Source organism: Mycobacterium toneyamaense (assembly GCF_055384815.1).
Genome location: NZ_AP040333.1, coordinates 5,108,129 through 5,125,695, shown reverse-complemented (window position 1 = coordinate 5,125,695; position 17,567 = coordinate 5,108,129). Strand labels below are relative to the sequence as shown.

Genomic DNA, 17,567 nt, shown 5'->3' with positions numbered 1-17,567 from the left:
ATCAGACAGGCTCGGGGACTTTCAGTTCCCGACGTAGGGCGGTGAAGTCGGTGATGGTCTTGGTGGCGACGTTCGCGACCGGTCGGGCATTGCGGCCGGTGGCCTCGGACTTGGACACCATCACCACGCCGTCGATGTAGGGCTGAATGGTGGTGGCGTTCTGCACAGTCGCGACGATCACCAGTTGGAAGCCGAACTTCCGGAACGCCTGCAACGCCTGCGAGGCGAACTGCGGGTCGGACTTGGAGAACGCCTCATCGAGCATCAGCTGCGCGAAAACCGGCTTGTTGTCGCCGCTTTCGGGATTGGCCAGGTTGAAGCTGAGCGCTCCGGCCAGGCAGAAGGCCATCAGCTTCTCCTGCTCGCCACCGGAGTTGTCACCGGCGTTGCTGTGCGTGCGGATCAGTTCGCCGCTGGCGACGTCCCACTCGGCGCAGTCGAATGTGAACCGGTTCCGCACGTCGAGCGCATCGCGGGTCCAGGCGCGGTCCTCGGGGTTGTTGCCCGCCAGGCGGTTTCGCAACCGCAGGATGTCGGCGTACTGCTCGAGGATCGCCTTCTTGTCGCCCAGGCCGACCTCGGCGATGCGCCGGGAGATGGCCTTGACGATGTCGGTCAGCTCGGACACCGCCGCCATGCTGCGCGGGTTGGCGCGCAGCGTCAGCCGGGTGCCGCGGTTGAATTCCACCGCCCCCAGACCGGTGTTGACGCGCTCGATCTGCTCGCTGATCCGCCGGGTCTCCTGCTCGGCGACGCGGTGCAGCGTCAGGATCGCGTCGGGCGCCTGCTCGGTGATCAGTCGCATCATGCGGTCGTAGGCGTCGGGCAACTCGCGCTCGTCGATGTGACGGCAGACCGCGACGTAGTCGTAGATGCGCTCGTCGAAATCGTCCGAGTCGTTCGGAATCGCATCCGGGAACGAGGCGTCGAACGTCGCGACGATGCGCGACAGCTCCTCGTAGGAGCGCCGGCGGCTCTCGGTGAGCTGGTCGCGTTCGCGGCGGATGGCCGCGAACAGCGCCTCGCGGTGCGGCTCGGGGTTGAGCAGTTCCAGCGGCACCGGGACCTCAGCGGCATAGCGGCGCAACAGATTCTGTGGCCTGCTCCGACACCGCGGCGGGGGAGAGCCGATCCTGCAGATCCATCAGCTTGGTCCGGCGGGCGTCGAGATCGTCGCGCCGCGTCTGGATCGCACCGCGCCGGGTCATCAGGGTCTGGATGTCGACCCAGCACTCCTCGGCACGCGCCGACAGTGCCTCGATGTCGGGATGGTCGGCCAGCAGCAGCTCGTACTGCTCGCGCAGCCGATCGGCGTGGCCCTCGGCGGTGTCGGTGTCGATCTGGCTCCACTGCGGGAACTGCTCGTAGACGGCCTTGCATGCCGCCGCGCGGTCGCGCCAGCGTTGCCGTTGCGCGGCAATCTCATCCGCGGCCCGCCGGGCGGTGTTGAAGGCCTCCTCGGCCTCGGTGAGTTCGGCGTGGAGCGCCTCCAGTTTGGCGCCGATGTCACCCTGATAGATGTACTCGGACGGCTTGATCGGACGCCGGTCGTCCTTGATGGCCAGCCGATCGGAGTCCTTGTAGAGACCCGTGTCCGTGACGGCGCGGCGGAAGCGCACGAACACGTCGGGGGTGTCCACACAGATGTGGTCACCGGCCGCGGCGATCACATCGGCGGCCTCGGCGGCGCAGGGATGCTTCGGCTTGACCAGGAACAGCTTGCCCGCCAACGTGTTCGGCTCGGCCTCGCGTCCCGAGGCGCCGGCCCGAACATGGTGCAGCGCCAGCCGCCCGCGCATGTTGGTCTCGTTGACGAACCGCAGCACCTTGGCGTAGTGCTGATCCGGCACCAGTAGCCGCAGGCCCACCCCGCGCAGCACCTTCTCGACCGCGAGCCGCCAGCGGGAGTGCTCGGGCGGCAAGTCGAAAAGTTCGGCGACATAGGGCAGTTCGGCGGGGTCGATACCGACGCCCGCGCAGATGTGGTCGCGCATCGTCACGGCGGACTCGGGAAGCGCCGAGCCCACGTGCTCGACGCGCTTGAGTTCCTTGGCCGCGTTGTCGCGCAGGATCCGCGCCGACTTCTGTGCGTACTCCGCGTCGGTGGACGCATCGCGCCCCCACTCGAGCTTGCCCAGCATCTCGGTGGCCTGCCGGGTGAGTTCCTCGCGCAGGTTCCAGAATTCGTCGGCCGTATCGGGCACTTCGACGCCGAGGGCCGCGACCATCTCCTCGTAGGCCGCGCGCCGCCGGGCCACGTCGTCGGCCTGCGCTTCGGCGGCATTGACCTGGGCCTGCAGCGGGCCGACGTTCGCCGATGCGCCGTTGATCTGGGCGTTGAGCGAATCACCTTCGGCCTTGGCCAGATTCAGCTGCCGCGTCAGGTCGGCGTTCTCGTTCTCCAGCTGGTCGATGGTCGCATCGAGCGTCTCGATCTCCGCGGGGCAGTGCCGGAGCCGCACATGATCGGTATAGGCCCGCACCATCGGCAGGTCGACCAGGTCGATGATGCCGAGGTCGGTCGACTCGGAGGCGTAACGCACCTGGATGGCCTCGATGTCACCGAGGATCTTGCGCTTGCGCTGAGCCACCGCGAGCAGTTCCCGGGCCTCGACCAGCGGATCGATCTGCTTGAGCGCCTCAGGCAGCCGGGCCAGGCTGTCCGGTTCGTCCAGCATGAACTCGCGGACGAACTGCTCAAGCCCACCAACGCTTTTCAGGGACTTGGCCTTGCCGAGCAGCTGCTGTGCGGCGTCCGACGCGCGGATACCGATCGAGGCATACAGCTGCGCCAGGTACTGCGACTCGACCTTGGTCGTGAACCGCCAGCCGTCACCCTTGAACACGCCGGCATCGAACCGGCCCGCGGCCCACCGGTTGCAGACGTCCTCGATGTCCAGGTCGCCGTCGCCGATGACGAACCGGCTCGACGAATCCGAACGCGATTCTCCGGTCAGCCATTTGAGCACCAGGCCCGTGATGGTGCGGCCCGTGTTGCTGGTGTAGGTCACCGCGACGGCGGACCAGGTGGTGCCTTCGCCGCGCAGGTACATGACCTGGCTGGTGCCGGCTTCGCTGCGCTGGCCCCAGGCGCCGCGGACGTACTTGTCGACGGTGCGTCGGCCCGCGCTCGAGCCGGCCGCGGTGTTGTCGCCGGACGCGTTGAAGTTGCGCCGGTTGAACGGCAGGAAGCCGAGCGAAATCGCGTCCAGCAGTGACGATTTACCGCTGCCGGAGCCGCCCGCGACCAGTGAGCCGCCGGCGCTGAACGGGATGCTGTGATAACCGTCGAACACGCCCCAGTTGATGATCTGGAGCCGGGACAGATGGAACTGCTCAGACATCGGCTTCAGTACCTCCGCCGGTGAGTTGTTCGAACTGCTGCTGCAGCTCGGTGATCACCGAGGCCGTCATCACCGCCGTGATGACGGGGCTCACGGTGTAGCTGTCCTCGTCGTCACGGCTACGGCGCAGGATGTCGAGACCGGTGAGGCGCGCGATGGCCGCGTCGATCCGGGCCGTGAACGTGACTGCGTCACGGTCGGTTTCGTTCAGCACGCCGCTGAACATGCCGTGCATCTCGTCGCGGGTGATCAGGAAGCTCTGGTCGCCGCCGGCGCGCATCAGCTGCGCCAGGTGCAGCGCCAGGATCGAGTCATAGGTGCCCAGGGGCTCGCGGCGCAACAGCTTGATGCCCTTGGCCGACTCGTAACGGGCCTGCTCGATGAACGCGATGTCGACGCCCTCGGAGATGCGCAACTGCAGGTCGAGTTCGGATAGCCGCACCGACAATTCGTTGCGGTACTCCAGGATCCAGCTGTAGATGTCGCGATCGGACTCGCTGCTGATGTAGCGGCGGGTCAGCAGGTGTTGCAATGCCCAGCAGGCCCGGTCCGGCATGGCGCTGACGTCGCCGTCGAAGCGTGGACGACGCTGCTGCACCGCCCGGCTGGTGCTGTCGACCTCGGGCAGCGACGCGAAATCGATGGGTGAGTCAGTCATGAAGGGCTCCCGCCACGGCAACAGGCTCGGTGAACATCAGATAGGGCACCTCGATCTCGCGGTCCCGGCCGTCGAGCGACCGGAAGCGCACCGACATGGTGTCGTCGCTCGGGCCGCCCTGCCCGCCAGGCTGTTTGAGGGCCCAGGACCACAACACGATGACGTGGCCCAGGTATGCCGAATCGAGCAAGGAGACGGCCTCGGCGAGTGACACCGGCCGTCGCGCGACCGCGGCGTTGAGCATCTCGGACATCGCGGGCGCATCGACCTGGGTGGTCAGTGCCGCGAAGGTGGACAGGTCGACGTCACCCTGCGCCGCTTCGGCGGGCTTGGGTGCCGACAGGTCGCCGATCTTGAAACTCAGCGCGCCGATCGAGCTGATCGCGTGCCGGGCCAGGGGGACCTCGATGTCCAGCCGGGAGTCGGTGAGGGACGACTTCAGCAGCGTCCGGGCGGCGCCGATGGCCTCGTTGAGCTGACGGGCCACTCCTCGGCTGGACTCCATGGTGCCGAACGCGGTGAACCGCTTGACCCGCTGCGCGCAGCGCTGCTGAATGCGTTCGACCTCGTCGATCTGGTGGCCGATCAACTCGAAGAACCCGGCCATCACCTTGCGCAGTGCCGGGTCCAGCTCCGGGAGCGCGGACGCCACGGTGGCGATATCGGTCTCGAATTCGGCGCGCTGGTCGGGGTCATTGATCATCCGAAGGAACGCCCGATGCGAATCGCGGCCCGCCGAATCCCATGCCGCCTGGTAGTCGGCGTACATCTGGCGCTGCCGGTCGCGGTACTCGATGTTGGTGTCGATCGGATCGTCCAGCGCCTGCGTGGCCTGTTCGATCATGGTGCCGTAGAGGCCGATGTCGGTGATCAGCCGTTCCATCTGCAGCGCGATCGCGCGGGCTTCGTCGTACATGTCGGTGACGTCGGGCTCGGGGCGCAGGCCGGCCTCCAGCTCGTCGAGCTCGCGGTGCAGCGCGGCGATCTCGGCTTCGATGCCGGCCCGGATGCGGTCGGGGTCATTGCCGGCACGGGTGGCGATCTGGCGCATACGGGACGCGATGCCGGCGATCGAGCCGCCGGTGGCGATGCTGTCGCCGCGGCGCATGCCGCGCACGAAGTCGAGGGCGCGACGGGCGTCCTGCGTCAGATAGCAGACGTTGCGTTCCGCGCCGGCGCGCGTCTCGGTCACCCGGTGCACCCAGCCCTGGCTGGCCCACGACTTGATCAGGGCCAGGCCGGACTGTCCGAGCTGGTCGTCGGTCTCGCCGAGCGTCGCCAGGTCGCGTTCGAGCCGGACCACCAGATCGGTCTCGGCGATCATGCCGTCACTGAGGTGCCGCTCCATCAATGTGGCGTAGACGCCGAGATTGTTGGTGGCCAACAGCCGCACCGCGCGCGAGCCCTGAACGTCACGGTTGAGTTCGAGCAACTCGGCGGCCGACAGCGCCGCATTCTCTTGCACCCGCAACCCCTGACCAGCCTGACACTTCGGTGCGTTCCACCGCCGGTCCAAGATACTTGGCGAAGCGACGGCGGGCATCGGCGGTCGTGCTCCGCAGCGCCCGCAGGGACGGCTGCCGGCATTGCCCGGGACGACGGGTCCCATATGTCGTCTCACCATGTGGACACCAGTCGGCGTCGCGGCCGGCTGTTGTGGGGGCAGCCGCAGCAATCGCGTTGGCGCGGCGCTCGGGCTCGTGCTTGATTTGCCCCGGGCGGGGTTGCGGGGCGTCCCGGCCGAGTTCACAGGAACGCCTTCGCCGATGTGAGATGCCGATCACGATCATCATGCGATGTGGTCTCGGTCACGATACGAAAATCACGCCTGAGCATGACTAATCGGAATATATCTGGCTGGTTCGTCTGGTGTTCCGGGGTGGCTCAGCAGGCTCGCTCGGCGGCGTAAATGGGTTTGCCGACTGGCCATTTGCCGGGAAGGTTAGCGGGGCTATGAACGGCGCTTTACCGGCTAATACGCAAACCAGCTTGGTGTGGCCTGTGAACCGCATGCCGTCGCTATCGATTCGTTACGACTTCGTCAAAAACTCTGGATTAACTCGGTTACTCGTCGGTAAATTACCCGCCAGTAAGCAAGCCGACCCCCGAGGAGTCACTTCATGAATGTTGCGGTTCGTCGCCATACCAAGGCGGGTATCTGCGCAGCGACCACGGCGGCCATCGTGGTCAGCCCGCTGTTGCCGTCAGTGCCCGCCGCCGCGCATCTGCCGTCGCTGCCGTCGGTCAGCACCGCCGCGGTGCAGCTGACTGCGGCGTACAACCCGCTGCAGCCGTGGCTCGACGCGTTCAACACCGCATCGGCCAACGCGGGGCGCATCGGCGAGGCCTTCTCCGAGGCGCCGGCCGTGTTGTTGCAGCAGTTCCTGGCGAACCAGATCAGCCATGTCGGGGCCATCCTGCAGAATCCCGGCAACATCGGCGCGGTGATCCAGGACGTCGGGCAGAACGTGAAGTCGGCGATCACCGCCGCCACGCTGCTGGGGACCAAGCCAGAGGACTGGACCATCGCCGGCTCGAACGACGTGTGGCACGGCCTGGTCGCGCAGATGCTCCCCAACATGCTCCCGACGGCGGGCAACCCGCAGGCGTCCGCGATCGTCACGCAGGTGGTCAACGTGTTGGCCTCGCCGCTCAGCGGTGTGCTGATGGGTTTGGTGGGTCCCGGCATCAGCCCCGTGGTGGCGCTCGTCAACAGCATCACCAAGATCGCGACCTCGCTCGCCGCGGGTGACGCGATGACCGCGGCCCAAGCCGCCATCAACATCCCCGCGGCCATGGTGAACGGCTTCCTCAACGGAGCCAACCTGAACCTGGATGTGCTGGCGCCGCTGATCACCAAGACCATGCCGGCCGGCAACGAGCTGCAGAAGCTGAACATCCAGTTCGGTGGGTTGTTCACCGCCGGTGTGACGGGCATGGACATGACCGGCATCGGTGGGTCGATCCTGAACTCCCTGGGCCTCACGGCCGAAACGGTGCTCGCCCCGGGATTCCCGTTGGAGATCGCCGGCCAGGGCATCGGGCCGATCGGTGCGCTCGTGAATCTCAGCCACCTGCTGGCCAAGGCCATCGGTTGGAGCGGTACCGGTAATCCGTTGGCCCCCAAGGCTGCTGCCGATCCGGCCGCCGCCACCCAGGTGTCGGTGACGAAGGCGAGCACGGACAACTCGATCACCTCGATCCCGCAGCCTGCGTTGGCCGTGACGCCGGTGAAGGCCACGGCGGCACAGGCCCCGGCCGAGAAGCCTGCCGCGCCGGCCAAGGCGGAGACGCCGGCGACCCCGGCCACTCCGGCCACGCCAGCGACCCCGGCGACCCCCGCCACCCCGGCAACTTCGGCAACTTCGGAGACGCCCGCAAACCCGGCAACTCCGGCCACGCCCGCCACCCCGGCGACGCCTGCCTCTCCGGCGAAGTCCGACAACCAGAAGTCGGATGACCAGAAGGCGGACTCGACCAAGTCGGACACGAAGTCGGACACCACCAAGTCCGAGACCAAGAAGTCCGATGCGAAGAAGCCGAGCAAGCAGAAGTCGGAGAAGCCGAAGCCCGCGAAGAAGCCGGCGAAATCCGCTGCTGGCCAAGGTGGTTCGGCCAACGGCGCCGACGGCTAGCACGCTTCGGCCGCCTCGAGCAAGTAGTCAGCAGCAAGTAGTCGCAGTCAGTGGGCCTCCCTGCTCGGGGGAGGCCCACTGATTCCCGTCGGACCTTCCGTCCGATCAACCGAGCTCTTTTGTCCTGCCCAAATCAGCCCAATCAACTCGTCAAGAGGAGTCGTTCTCATGGATTCAGCGGTCCGTCGCCATACCAAGGCGGGTATCTGCGCAGCGACCACGGCGGCCATCGTGGCCGGCCCACTGCTCACGTCGGCACCCGCCTCCGTCAAGCTTCCGGCGCTGCCGTCGGTCAGCACCGCCGCCGTGCAACTGACTGCGGCGTACAACCCGCTGCAGCCGTGGCAGGACGCGTTCAAGACCGCCGCGGCGAATGCCGGGCGCATCGGCGAGGCCTTCTCCGAGGCGCCGGCGGTGCTGCTGCAGCAGTTCCTGGCGAACCAGATCGACCACGTCGGGGCCATCCTGCAGAATCCCGGCAACATCGGCACGGTTTTGGGCGAGATCGGGCACAACGTGCAGTCGGCGATCACCGCCGCGACGTTGCTGGGCACCGACCCCGGCAACAACTCGCAGTCCGTCGAATCGAACGATGGCTTCCACTTCATCCTGCTTCAGGTGATTCCGAAGCTGCTTCCGACGGCCTCGAACGCCATGGCCAACCGGGTCGTGCAGGAAGTGTTCAACTTCCTGGCATCGCCGCTGAGCGGGGTCCTGATCGGCCTGGCAGGACCGGCGATCAGCCCGGCGGTGGCGCTGGCGAACAGTCTCACCAGCATCGGTGCGTCCCTGTCGCAAGGCGACGCGGCGAAAGCGCTGCAGACCGCCATCAACATCCCGGCTGCCATGGTGGACGGCGTCCTCAACGGCGCCAACCTCAACTTGGACCTCGTGGCCAAGCTGATCAACAAGACCATTCCCCTCAGCGACAATGCCGTCGTCAAGGCGCTCAACATCCAGTTCGGCGGACTGTTCACCGCCGGATCGACGGGCTGGGACCAGATGAGCCTCGGTGGCTCGATCCTGAACTCACTCGGACAGACCGTCTACGCCGACATCATCGGGACGGACCTGCAGATCGACGGTCTGGGCATCGGGCCCATCGGCGCCATGGTGTCGCTCGGCCGCATCCTCGCCAAGGCCATCGGCTGGAGCGGCACGGGTAATCCGCTGGCGCCCAAGACCGCCGCCGATCCGGCTGCCGCCACGCAGGTGTCGGTGACCAAGGCGGCGACGGACAACTCGATCACCTCGATCCCGCAGTCCACGTTGGCGGTGACGCAGGTGAAGGCGACCGCAGCGGAGGCTCCGGAGGCGCCCGCGAAGCCTGCTGCTCCGGCCAAGGCGGAGACCCCGGCGACCCCGGCCACGCCCGCAACTCCGGCGACCCCGGCAACTCCGGCCACCCCCGCCACCTCGGAGACGCCGGCTACCCCGGCCACGCCGGCGACCCCGGCGACGCCCGCCACCCCGGCGACCCCGACGAAGGCCGACAACCAGAAGTCGGATGACACCAAGCCGGATACCACCAAGTCGGAGACGAAGACGTCCGAGACCAAGTCCGACACAACGAAGTCCGAGACCACCAAGTCGGAGACCAAGAAGTCCGAGTCGAAGAAGCCGGGCAAGCAGAAGTCGGAGAAGGCCGAGAAGCCGAAGCCTGTGAAGAAGTCGGCACCGGCGAAATCCACTGCAGCTCAGGGTGGTTCGGCCCACAGTGGAGCCGACGCGCACTAGCTGGTACCTGCCGAGGCCACGGTTTCCCGGGCGCCGACGATGTCGCGCGGGAAACCGTGGCCGCGGCGTTACAGGAGCACGTACCGCGACCGGTGATGCAGCCGGAAACCCATCGACTCGGCCAGCGCGATCGCCGGCGCGTTGTCGTCGGGAACCCGGACGTAGGCGTGCGTCGCGCCGCGGCCGGCGGCCCAGGCCACCAGCTCGGCACAGACGGCCCGGCCGAGTCCACGCCGGCGTTGCGGCTCGAGCACCGCGACGTCCGACAGCCCGGCCCACACCCTGCCGCCGGGCGCCGTGGTCACGGCGACCCGCCCGACCGCCGCGTCGGCCACCGTGGCGAATGCCACGTCTCCGTCGACGACGGTGCTGAGCAGCTCGACGGGCACGTCCTGTGCGTGAATCTCCAACCATCGGGCATCCGGATGCGAGGGCAATTCGGCATGGGTGGTGCCCGACAGTTCCATGGTGAGCACGCGATTCGGCTCGACGCCTTCGGAACGGACCGGCAGCAGCCGCTCCGGCAGCGCCACCCACGGTTGCAGTCCGTGTTCGGCGTACCAGTCGGCAATTGTCGGCAGGGTCGTCAAGTCCGACGAAAAGAGCAGCGGCGCAGCCGAGTTGGTGCGCTTGTCCGTCCCGCCGGCGCGCAGCAACCAGCCGCCGGCCCAGTGCCGTTCGGTACCCGGCCAGGCCAGGGCGGCCGCGTGCTCGACCGCACGTATCTCTGAATTGCGCACCGGGGCGTGCGACAGCTCGCGCACCGACATCACCGCGGCCGGGCCGATCTCGACGCGCTCACCCGATTTGGTGCGCACCACCACGACCGGGGTGAGCGCCTCGAGGTGCCCGACGACGTCGGTGAAGGCCTGGGATTCGGGGCCGGCCTCGGGCAACCGGTAGCGTAACGAGACGCGGCTACCGACCGAAGGCATCAGTGCCCGAACGGGTCGTCGACCTCGCCCGGCATCCAGCTCAGCCCCGGCACGCCCCACTTGTTCGACTTGACCATCCGCTTGGCGGCCCGCGCGTTGCGGCCGATCAGGCAGTCGAGGTACAGGAAGCCATCGAGGTGACCGGTCTCGTGCTGCAGCATCCGGGCGAACAGACCGGTGCCCTCCAGCTCGACGGGCTTGCCGTCGGCGTCCAGACCGGTGACCTTGGCCCACGAGGCGCGGCCGGTCGGGAACGATTCGCCGGGAACCGACAGGCAGCCCTCGTCATCGTAGTCCGGGTCGGGCATGGTCTCGGGGATCTCCGACGTCTCCAGCACCGGGTTGATCACGACGCCGCGGCGCCGCGCGGTCTGGCCGCGGTCGTCGGCGCAGTCGTAGACGAACAGCCGAAGCCCGACACCGATCTGATTGGCGGCCAGGCCCACGCCGTTGGCCTTGTCCATCGTTTCGTACATGTCATCGATCAGCGCGGCGAGATCGGAAGGGAGGGAGCCGTCGGCGCCGACGGCCACCGGAGTGGTCGCGGTGTGCAGAACAGGGTCACCGACGATGCAGATTGGACGGACAGCCATGACGAGCAATCTTAATGATCCGACTCGCGGGTAACGATCACGGCTCAATACCGTCGGCCGTGGTTGAATGTTCGCCGAACCACTTGCAGCGTCCCAGATCCGTTGTGACGCACGAAACAGGCTGGCATATACCGAGATCAGAGAAAGGGTCCAGGGGCGAAATGGACGGCGCTATGGCGCGTACTGAGCGATCCGGGGACGACTCTGAGCTCGCTGACGGGTTGACCCGTCGCGAACACGACATTCTTGGTTTCGAACGTCAGTGGTGGAAATTCGCGGGTTCCAAAGAGGACGCCATCAAGGAACTGTTCTCGATGTCGGCGACCCGGTACTACCAGGTGCTCAACGCCCTGGTCGACCGGCCTGAGGCGCTGGCCGCGGACCCGATGCTGGTCAAGCGACTGCGCCGGCAGCGCGCCAGCCGACAGAAGGCCAAGGCCGCGCGTCGTCTCGGTTTCGAAATCACCTAGCTTTTCTGCCCTGAGGGTCCGCCTCGATAAGGTGGGGAGCAATGAATCAGCGAGAGTCTTCCGGACTGCCCCTGCGCGCCATGGTCATGGTGCTGTTGTTCCTCGGTGTCGTGTTCCTGCTGGTGGCGTTCCAGTCGCTGAGTTCAGACAGCAGCTCCGACTCGAGCTCGTCGAGCAGCTCCTCCAGTGCGACGTCCGCCACTGCCACCACGACGTCGACGACGCCGGCGCCCGCCAAGGCCGACGTCAAGGTGTTCAACATCTCTGAGGTCGCCGGCGCCGCGCAGACCGTCGCCAACAAGCTGCACGAGCAGCAGTGGAACGTGACCGAGACCGACAACCTCAGCGTGGACGCGCCGCCGCCCGCCACGACCGTGTATTTCGGTGACGCCGCAGGGGAGAAGGAAGCCGCCGAAGCGGTCGGCAAAATCCTCGACGCACCCGTCGAACCGCGCATCCCGGCCCTCAATGACAAGGGACCAGGCGTGATCGTTCTGGTGACCGGTTAGGCTCTCCGGCATGCCGATCTCAGCCCCGATTCGCTTCCTTGCCGCCGCTGCGGTCATCGCTCCTGTCGTCGCTGCGTGTGCCCCTCCCGGACAGGTCCCCGCAACCACCCCCGGCACCACCCCGGCGATCTGGACCGGCGTCGAGCACGCCCCGCAGGGCCACGGTGAGAAGGCCGGCGAAAAAGCCGCCCCGCAGGCTGCCCCGATCGGCGAGAAGCTGGTCACCGAGCTGAAGACCCCCGAGGGCACGACGGTCGCGACCGCCGAGTTCCTCTTCAACGGCGGGTTCGCCACGCTGACGGTCAAGACCACCGCAGGCGGCGTGCTGGCCCCCGGCTTCCACGGCCTGCACATCCACTCGGCCGGCAAGTGTGAGCCGAACTCGGTTGCCCCTACCGGTGGCGCGCCCGGTGACTTCCTGTCCGCCGGCGGACACTTCCAGGCTCCGGGCCACACCGGCTACCCGATGAGTGGTGACCTCGCCTCGCTGCAGATCAAGGGCGACGGCACCGGCTCTCTGGTGACCACCACCGACGCCTTCACCGCCGAGCAGCTGCTCGCCGGTAACAAGACCGCGCTGATCATCCACGAGAAGGCCGACAACTTCGGCAACATCCCGGCTGACCGGTACCAGCAGATCCAGGGCGCCGCTCCCGGTGCGGACGAAGCTTCGATGAACACCGGTGACTCCGGTAAGCGCGTGGCGTGCGGTGTCATCGCTGCCGGGTAGCGCGGACAGCCACACCCCACCGCGAATCGATTTCGCCGGGTCGCCTCGGCCGACCCTCGGCGTCGAATGGGAGTTCGCCCTCGTCGATGCCCGCACGCGTGACCTCAGCAACGAGGCCGCCGCGGTCATCGCCGAGATCGGCGAGACCCCGCATGTGCACAAGGAATTGCTGCGCAACACCGTCGAGGTGGTCACCGGCGTGTGCGACACCGTCGGCGAGGCCATGGACGACCTGCGGTCCACGCTCGGCCCGGTCCGCCGGATCGTGCGCGACCGCGGCATGGAGCTGTTCTGTGCCGGCACCCACCCGTTCGCGGAGTGGGAGAGCCAGCAGCTCACCGAAGGTCAGCGCTACGCCGAGCTGATCAAACGGACCCAGTGGTGGGGCCGGCAGATGCTGATCTGGGGCGTGCACGTGCACGTCGGGATTTCGTCGGCGCACAAGGTGATGCCGATCATCACGTCGCTGCTCAACCAGTACCCGCATCTGCTGGCGCTGTCGGCGTCGTCGCCGTACTGGGAGGGTGAGGACACCGGCTACGCCAGCAACCGGGCCATGATGTTCCAGCAGTTGCCGACCGCGGGCCTGCCGTTCCACTTCCAGAAGTGGTCGCACTTCGAGCGCTTCGTCTACGACCAGCGCAAGACCGGCATCATCGACCACATGAACGAAATCCGTTGGGACATCAGGCCGTCGCCGCATCTCGGCACCATCGAGGTCCGGATTTTCGACGGCGTGTCCAACATCGCCGAACTCGGTGCGCTGGTCGCACTGACGCACTGCCTGATCGTCGACCTGGACCGCCGGTTGGACGCCGGTGAGCAGCTGCCGACCATGCCGCCCTGGCATGTGCAGGAAAACAAGTGGCGCGCAGCGCGTTACGGGCTGGACGCGGAGATCATCCTGGACGCGGACAGCAACGAGCGGCTGGTCACCGAAGACCTTGACGACCTGCTGAACCGGCTGGAACCGGTTGCGGCATCGCTGCATTGCACCGACGAACTGGCTCGGGTCGCCGACATCTACACCCTGGGCGGCTCCTATCAACGGCAGCGCCGGGTCGCCGAGGAAACCGACGGGGACCTGCTGGAGGTCGTCGACGCGCTGGTGTCGGAGCTGGAGTTGTAGCCGTGCCGATCACGCCGATGTTCCCGCTGGAATCCGCGCTGCTGCCCGGCGAGGAACTGCCGCTGCGCATCTTCGAGCCGCGGTACGGCGAGCTGGTGCGGGACTGTATGGCGGCCGCGGAGCAGGTGTTCGGCGTGGTGCTGATCTCGGCCGGCCGTGAGGTCGGCGGCGGCGACGCCCGCTGCTCGGTCGGCGCGCTCGCCCGCATCGACCGGTGCCAGCCGCAGGGCGTCGGCCGGTACATGTTGAGCTGCAGCGTGACCGACCGCATCCGAATCATGCAGTGGCACAACGACGATCCGTACCCGCGGGCCGAAATCGAGAGGTGGCCCGACGAGCCGGGGCCGGTGGTTCCCGAGGCGTCCATCGTGGCGGTCGAGGACCGGATCATCGCCGTGTTCGAACGCATCGCGTCGGCCCAGGGCGCGCGCCTGCGGGATCGGGACTCGATCCTGGCGCGAACCGTCAAACCCGATGTGGGACAACGGCTGTACGCACTGGCCGCGCTACTGCCGATCGGCCAGGCCGACAAGTATTCGGTGCTGGCCGCGCCGAATGCTGCGGCCCGGCTGGGCGCGCTCGAAGAAGCGGTCGAGAGCCTCACCGCGATGGTGGAATTCCAGCTGTCCGAGGACTAGTACGGGCAGTTCCGTGCAGGCGGGGTGGTGTGGCACCGCCTATCCTGGACACAGCATGTTGTGCTACGGGGAGGGTTCACGATGACGGGTTGGCAGGGGAGCGGTTACAACGGTCCCAACCCAGGTGGCGGCGCGGGTAGATCGTCGGACGAAGAAGAGACGGCGATTCACCAGACCACGCCGCCGGCCGCGCCCGGATGGCCCCCGCAGACGCCGCCGCCGTTGAGCCAGCCGCCGGCAGGTGCGCCGCAGACACCGGCCTGGGGCCAGCCGGCCGCGCCGCAGACCGGCGGCTGGGGCCAGGCGCCGAGCGCACCCACCGGGGCACCGCAGGGATGGGGGACCCCGCCGGCGGCACCAGGTGCCGGCCAGGGGTGGCCGGGAGCGCCGGCCGGCGGCTACGGCGCACAGCCGTTCGTCACCCCGCAGAAGAAGAACAAGGTGCCGCTTATCATCGCGGCCATTGTCGTGGTGCTCGTCGTGCTGGGTGGTGGCATCTACTACGTCTACGACTCGTTCGGTTCGGGCGACAGCGGCGGCTCAAGCTCCGCCAGCGAGGTGGTGAAGGGCTATCTGGAAGCGCTGTCGAACGGCAACGCCGACACGGCGCTGTCGTTCAGCAATGACCAGCCGGCATCGAAGGAATTCCTCTCGAGCGACGTGCTGAAGAAGCAGATCGCCGAATGGCCGATCAGCGACATCCGCATCCTGAACGAAGACAAGACCATGGAGTCGATCGGCCGCGCCGACGTCCACGTGGCGGCCAAGTTCGGCGACAAGAACTCCGACGCCACGATCCACGTCAAGAAGGAAGGCGGCAAGTGGCAGCTGGCCCACGCCGCCGTCAAGCTCGATCTGTCGTCGTTGAGCAGCACCGAGAACGCCGCCCGCAAGTCCATGACGGTGTTCGGCAAGGAGATCGCCGAGGAATCGGCGATCTACGTGTTCCCGGGCTTCCTCGAGCTCGGCAGCACCAGCCCGTACGTGTCGGTCACCGCCGCCAAGCCGCTGCTGCTCGACGCCGTCGAAGGGTATTCGTCGAGCGCCTACCTGCAGCCGAAGTTCGCGCTCAACGATTCGGGCACCAAGACCATCGCCAAGCTGCTGGACGCGGCGTACGGCAGCTGCTCGTCGTCGCGCTCACTGGTGCCGCCGGCGCCGTGCCCCGTGAAGATCAGCGACCGCGATCTGGTCGACGGCACCGTGACGTGGAGCCCGCCCGACATGAGTGCCGTCAAGGTCGGCGATCTGGACGAGTACCGCATGGAGGTCCGGATCAGCGGTGAGGTGCACTACGACGTGAGCGGGCAGGGCCGCAATGGCGGGACCAAGCGCGGCACGTTGACCTCGTACGTCACCGGGACCACCGCCGACGTCAGCGGCGAGCAGGTGAAGATCAAGTTCAACTGAGCTTGGTGGTGAACTTCGCCTGACAACCGGCGGTAGTTCAGATGGTCAACGTCAGGGGAGGGGCGGGGGCAGCATGCTGAGGCGTGTGCTGATGGGCTTGTCGACAGTCTGCCTCGGCGTGGCCGTGGGCCTGTTGGTTTGGGCGGCTGGGCTATCGCTGTGGAGCTGGCTGGTGCCGGACCCCTCGCCTGGTTACGCGGCGTGGTCAGAGTCTGTGCGACAGGGTGACAACTCCTCGTATTGGGCGAGCATGTCCCCCAAAGCAGTTGCGTCATCGGTATGCGCCGTCGCAGTCATTCTTGTTGCCGCGCTGCTGCTCGTACGGTTCAAACGGGTGTCGCGGTACTGGGGATGGAGTGTGCTGGCGGCCGGTATCGCGTTGGCGTACTTACTGTTGGCTGGCTCTGGGATGGGGCAGTTTTTCGATTGGATGCAACGCCTCCCGGTGACACCCAAGCTGCCTACCGCGGTGAGCAGTTGGCAGCTGGCTGTGGCGGGCACCGTGGCTGCCGCCCTCGCCGCGCCCACCGTCGCTCGGTGGACACGGGGTGGTCGCTGGCTCGTCGGTATCGGATTGGTGATGGCCGTGGTGGTCGCCGGTGCCATGACAATGTCGGCGCTGCGAGCCGGTGACGACGGTCGGTTTGTCGAGGCCACCACTGCGACGCAGACAGCTGTGCCCCCAAGTCCAAATCGTCTGGGGCAAAGAGCTTTTACGATCCGCATTGCCGACGACAACGGCACGTCGCGTCGTCGGAATTGGCGCGTTGAGTCAGGCGGGGCCGGATTCGTGACCTATGGCAAGGACGGCGTAACCGCGTACGGGTCCGACGGCGTCGAACGTTGGCATTATCGCCGCAGCGGACCTAGTACTCAGACTGTCGCGGATGTGGCTGTTTTCGATCAAGGAAGCACAGTCGTGGTCAGGCTGGGCGGCCGTCCGGACATGTTGATCGGACTGGACGCCATGACCGGTCAACAACTTTGGTGGTCGTCCGACCTTGGCCTGACGAAAGCATTTGGCTATCTGGACCACAACCGCAGAACGCCGCCGTTCCTGGTAGCGACCAACAAGGACGGCAGCGAGTGGACCCGCTACGACACCCGGACCGGGAAGCTGCTGTGGTCAATTCCGGCGCCGTCCACCGAATGCCGCGGTTGGTACGGCGGAAACCCCAGCCTGCCGGGTTCCGCATATCGGTGTGTGTCTGGTGACAAAGCCGATATTCGCTTCGTCTACGTCGACCCATCGAACGGCCAAATTCGCTGGAAAACAACGCTTTTAGCGGGCCTGCCATATTCGGGCCACGACCTCAACGCCATCCGTCCGGGCATCAGCCGGGCGGGCCGAGATGGATATGTGATGGGCGCCGACGTCGAATCCACTGGTGGCGTGGGTGCTTTCGTGAGTACGGCCGATCGGCGCGTTCTGGATTTTCACGGGCAAGTGCTTGTCTATCGGACTCGTGACGAGTCGGCGGATTTTCTCGCCACCGGACCTGAGCCAGCGGACGACTTCATGTTGAGGGGCCGAGAGGGGCAAGCGCGATGTACCTTCGCGGACTACCCGATGACCGATCTGTTGGATGCGCGAGCGGTGATTCTCGGTGCTGAGGTGGTGTTCGCCAGAAGACAATTGACGGTCTTCAACCGCCAGGATTGCGTTCCCACCGGGACCGCACCCACGGCTGACGCGGAGGAGATTGTTGCAGCGCCGGGTGTCGTCCTCGCTGTACGTACGGACGACAGCGGAACGTACATCGACGGGTACCGCTGATC

General features: G+C 66.9%; 13 protein-coding genes and 1 pseudogene. 9 read left to right on the top strand and 5 right to left on the bottom strand.

The window, feature by feature from the left end; all coding sequences use genetic code 11:
* Position 1: 1 nt before the first annotated feature.
* The 3 genes and pseudogenes from ACZ5IQ_RS24805 to ACZ5IQ_RS24795 form a co-directional block, all read right to left on the bottom strand.
* Positions 2-3,344 (bottom strand): annotated as a pseudogene (locus tag ACZ5IQ_RS24805) (ATP-binding protein).
* On the bottom strand, positions 3,337-4,002 hold the full coding sequence (locus ACZ5IQ_RS24800; protein ID WP_061001375.1) for a DUF4194 domain-containing protein: 666 nt from the start codon (positions 4,000-4,002) through the stop codon (positions 3,337-3,339). The pseudogene ACZ5IQ_RS24805 and the gene ACZ5IQ_RS24800 overlap by 8 nt, the downstream one beginning before the upstream one ends.
* Positions 3,995-5,467, bottom strand: a complete 1,473-nt coding sequence (locus ACZ5IQ_RS24795; RefSeq protein WP_212807115.1) for a DUF3375 domain-containing protein — start codon at positions 5,465-5,467, stop codon at positions 3,995-3,997. Before ACZ5IQ_RS24795 ends, ACZ5IQ_RS24800 begins: the two co-directional genes overlap by 8 nt.
* A 655-nt stretch (positions 5,468-6,122) precedes the next feature.
* Between ACZ5IQ_RS24795 and gjpA (ACZ5IQ_RS24790) the strand changes: the two genes are divergently transcribed.
* Together gjpA (ACZ5IQ_RS24790) and gjpA (ACZ5IQ_RS24785) are read left to right on the top strand one after the other, a co-directional pair.
* Positions 6,123-7,637, top strand: a complete 1,515-nt coding sequence (gene gjpA / locus ACZ5IQ_RS24790) for an outer membrane porin GjpA (protein WP_464480426.1) — start codon at positions 6,123-6,125, stop codon at positions 7,635-7,637.
* Positions 7,638-7,805: 168 nt separating this feature from the next.
* On the top strand, positions 7,806-9,374 hold the full coding sequence (gjpA, locus tag ACZ5IQ_RS24785; RefSeq protein ID WP_212807114.1) for an outer membrane porin GjpA: 1,569 nt from the start codon (positions 7,806-7,808) through the stop codon (positions 9,372-9,374).
* 68 nt (positions 9,375-9,442) lie between these two features.
* On the opposite strand, the gene ACZ5IQ_RS24780 is transcribed toward gjpA (ACZ5IQ_RS24785), so the two are convergent.
* On the bottom strand, positions 9,443-10,309 hold the full coding sequence (locus ACZ5IQ_RS24780; protein WP_212807113.1) for an N-acetylglutamate synthase, CG3035 family: 867 nt from the start codon (positions 10,307-10,309) through the stop codon (positions 9,443-9,445).
* Positions 10,309-10,902 (bottom strand): peptide deformylase, encoded by a 594-nt coding sequence (locus tag ACZ5IQ_RS24775; RefSeq protein WP_061001370.1) that lies wholly within the window; start codon positions 10,900-10,902, stop codon positions 10,309-10,311. The genes ACZ5IQ_RS24780 and ACZ5IQ_RS24775 overlap by 1 nt, the downstream gene beginning before the upstream one ends.
* Before the next feature lie 161 nt (positions 10,903-11,063).
* Here ACZ5IQ_RS24775 and ACZ5IQ_RS24770 point away from each other — a divergent pair, with 161 nt between their 5' ends.
* The 7 genes from ACZ5IQ_RS24770 (at position 11,064) to ACZ5IQ_RS24740 (ending at position 17,565) form a co-directional block, all read left to right on the top strand.
* On the top strand, positions 11,064-11,372 hold the full coding sequence (locus tag ACZ5IQ_RS24770) for a DUF3263 domain-containing protein (RefSeq protein ID WP_029105136.1): 309 nt from the start codon (positions 11,064-11,066) through the stop codon (positions 11,370-11,372).
* A 41-nt stretch (positions 11,373-11,413) separates the two neighbouring features.
* Positions 11,414-11,881, top strand: a complete 468-nt coding sequence (locus ACZ5IQ_RS24765) for a LytR C-terminal domain-containing protein (RefSeq protein WP_464480425.1) — start codon at positions 11,414-11,416, stop codon at positions 11,879-11,881.
* A 10-nt stretch (positions 11,882-11,891) separates the two neighbouring features.
* On the top strand, positions 11,892-12,611 hold the full coding sequence (sodC, locus tag ACZ5IQ_RS24760) for a superoxide dismutase[Cu-Zn] (RefSeq protein ID WP_464480424.1): 720 nt from the start codon (positions 11,892-11,894) through the stop codon (positions 12,609-12,611).
* Entirely contained in the window at positions 12,592-13,740 is a 1,149-nt protein-coding gene (locus tag ACZ5IQ_RS24755; protein ID WP_406801566.1) for a glutamate--cysteine ligase, read from the top strand. Before sodC ends, ACZ5IQ_RS24755 begins: the two co-directional genes overlap by 20 nt.
* 2 nt (positions 13,741-13,742) lie before the next feature.
* Entirely contained in the window at positions 13,743-14,378 is a 636-nt protein-coding gene (locus tag ACZ5IQ_RS24750) for an LON peptidase substrate-binding domain-containing protein (RefSeq protein WP_406801550.1), read from the top strand.
* An 81-nt stretch (positions 14,379-14,459) separates the two neighbouring features.
* Complete coding sequence (locus tag ACZ5IQ_RS24745) at positions 14,460-15,788, top strand: proline-rich domain-containing protein (RefSeq protein WP_318986650.1); 1,329 nt, start codon at positions 14,460-14,462, stop codon at positions 15,786-15,788.
* 250 nt (positions 15,789-16,038) lie between these two features.
* Positions 16,039-17,565 carry a PQQ-binding-like beta-propeller repeat protein gene (locus ACZ5IQ_RS24740; RefSeq protein ID WP_406801549.1) on the top strand — a complete coding sequence of 509 codons (1,527 nt, stop codon included), beginning with the start codon at positions 16,039-16,041 and terminating at the stop codon, positions 17,563-17,565.
* Positions 17,566-17,567: the final 2 nt, after the last annotated feature.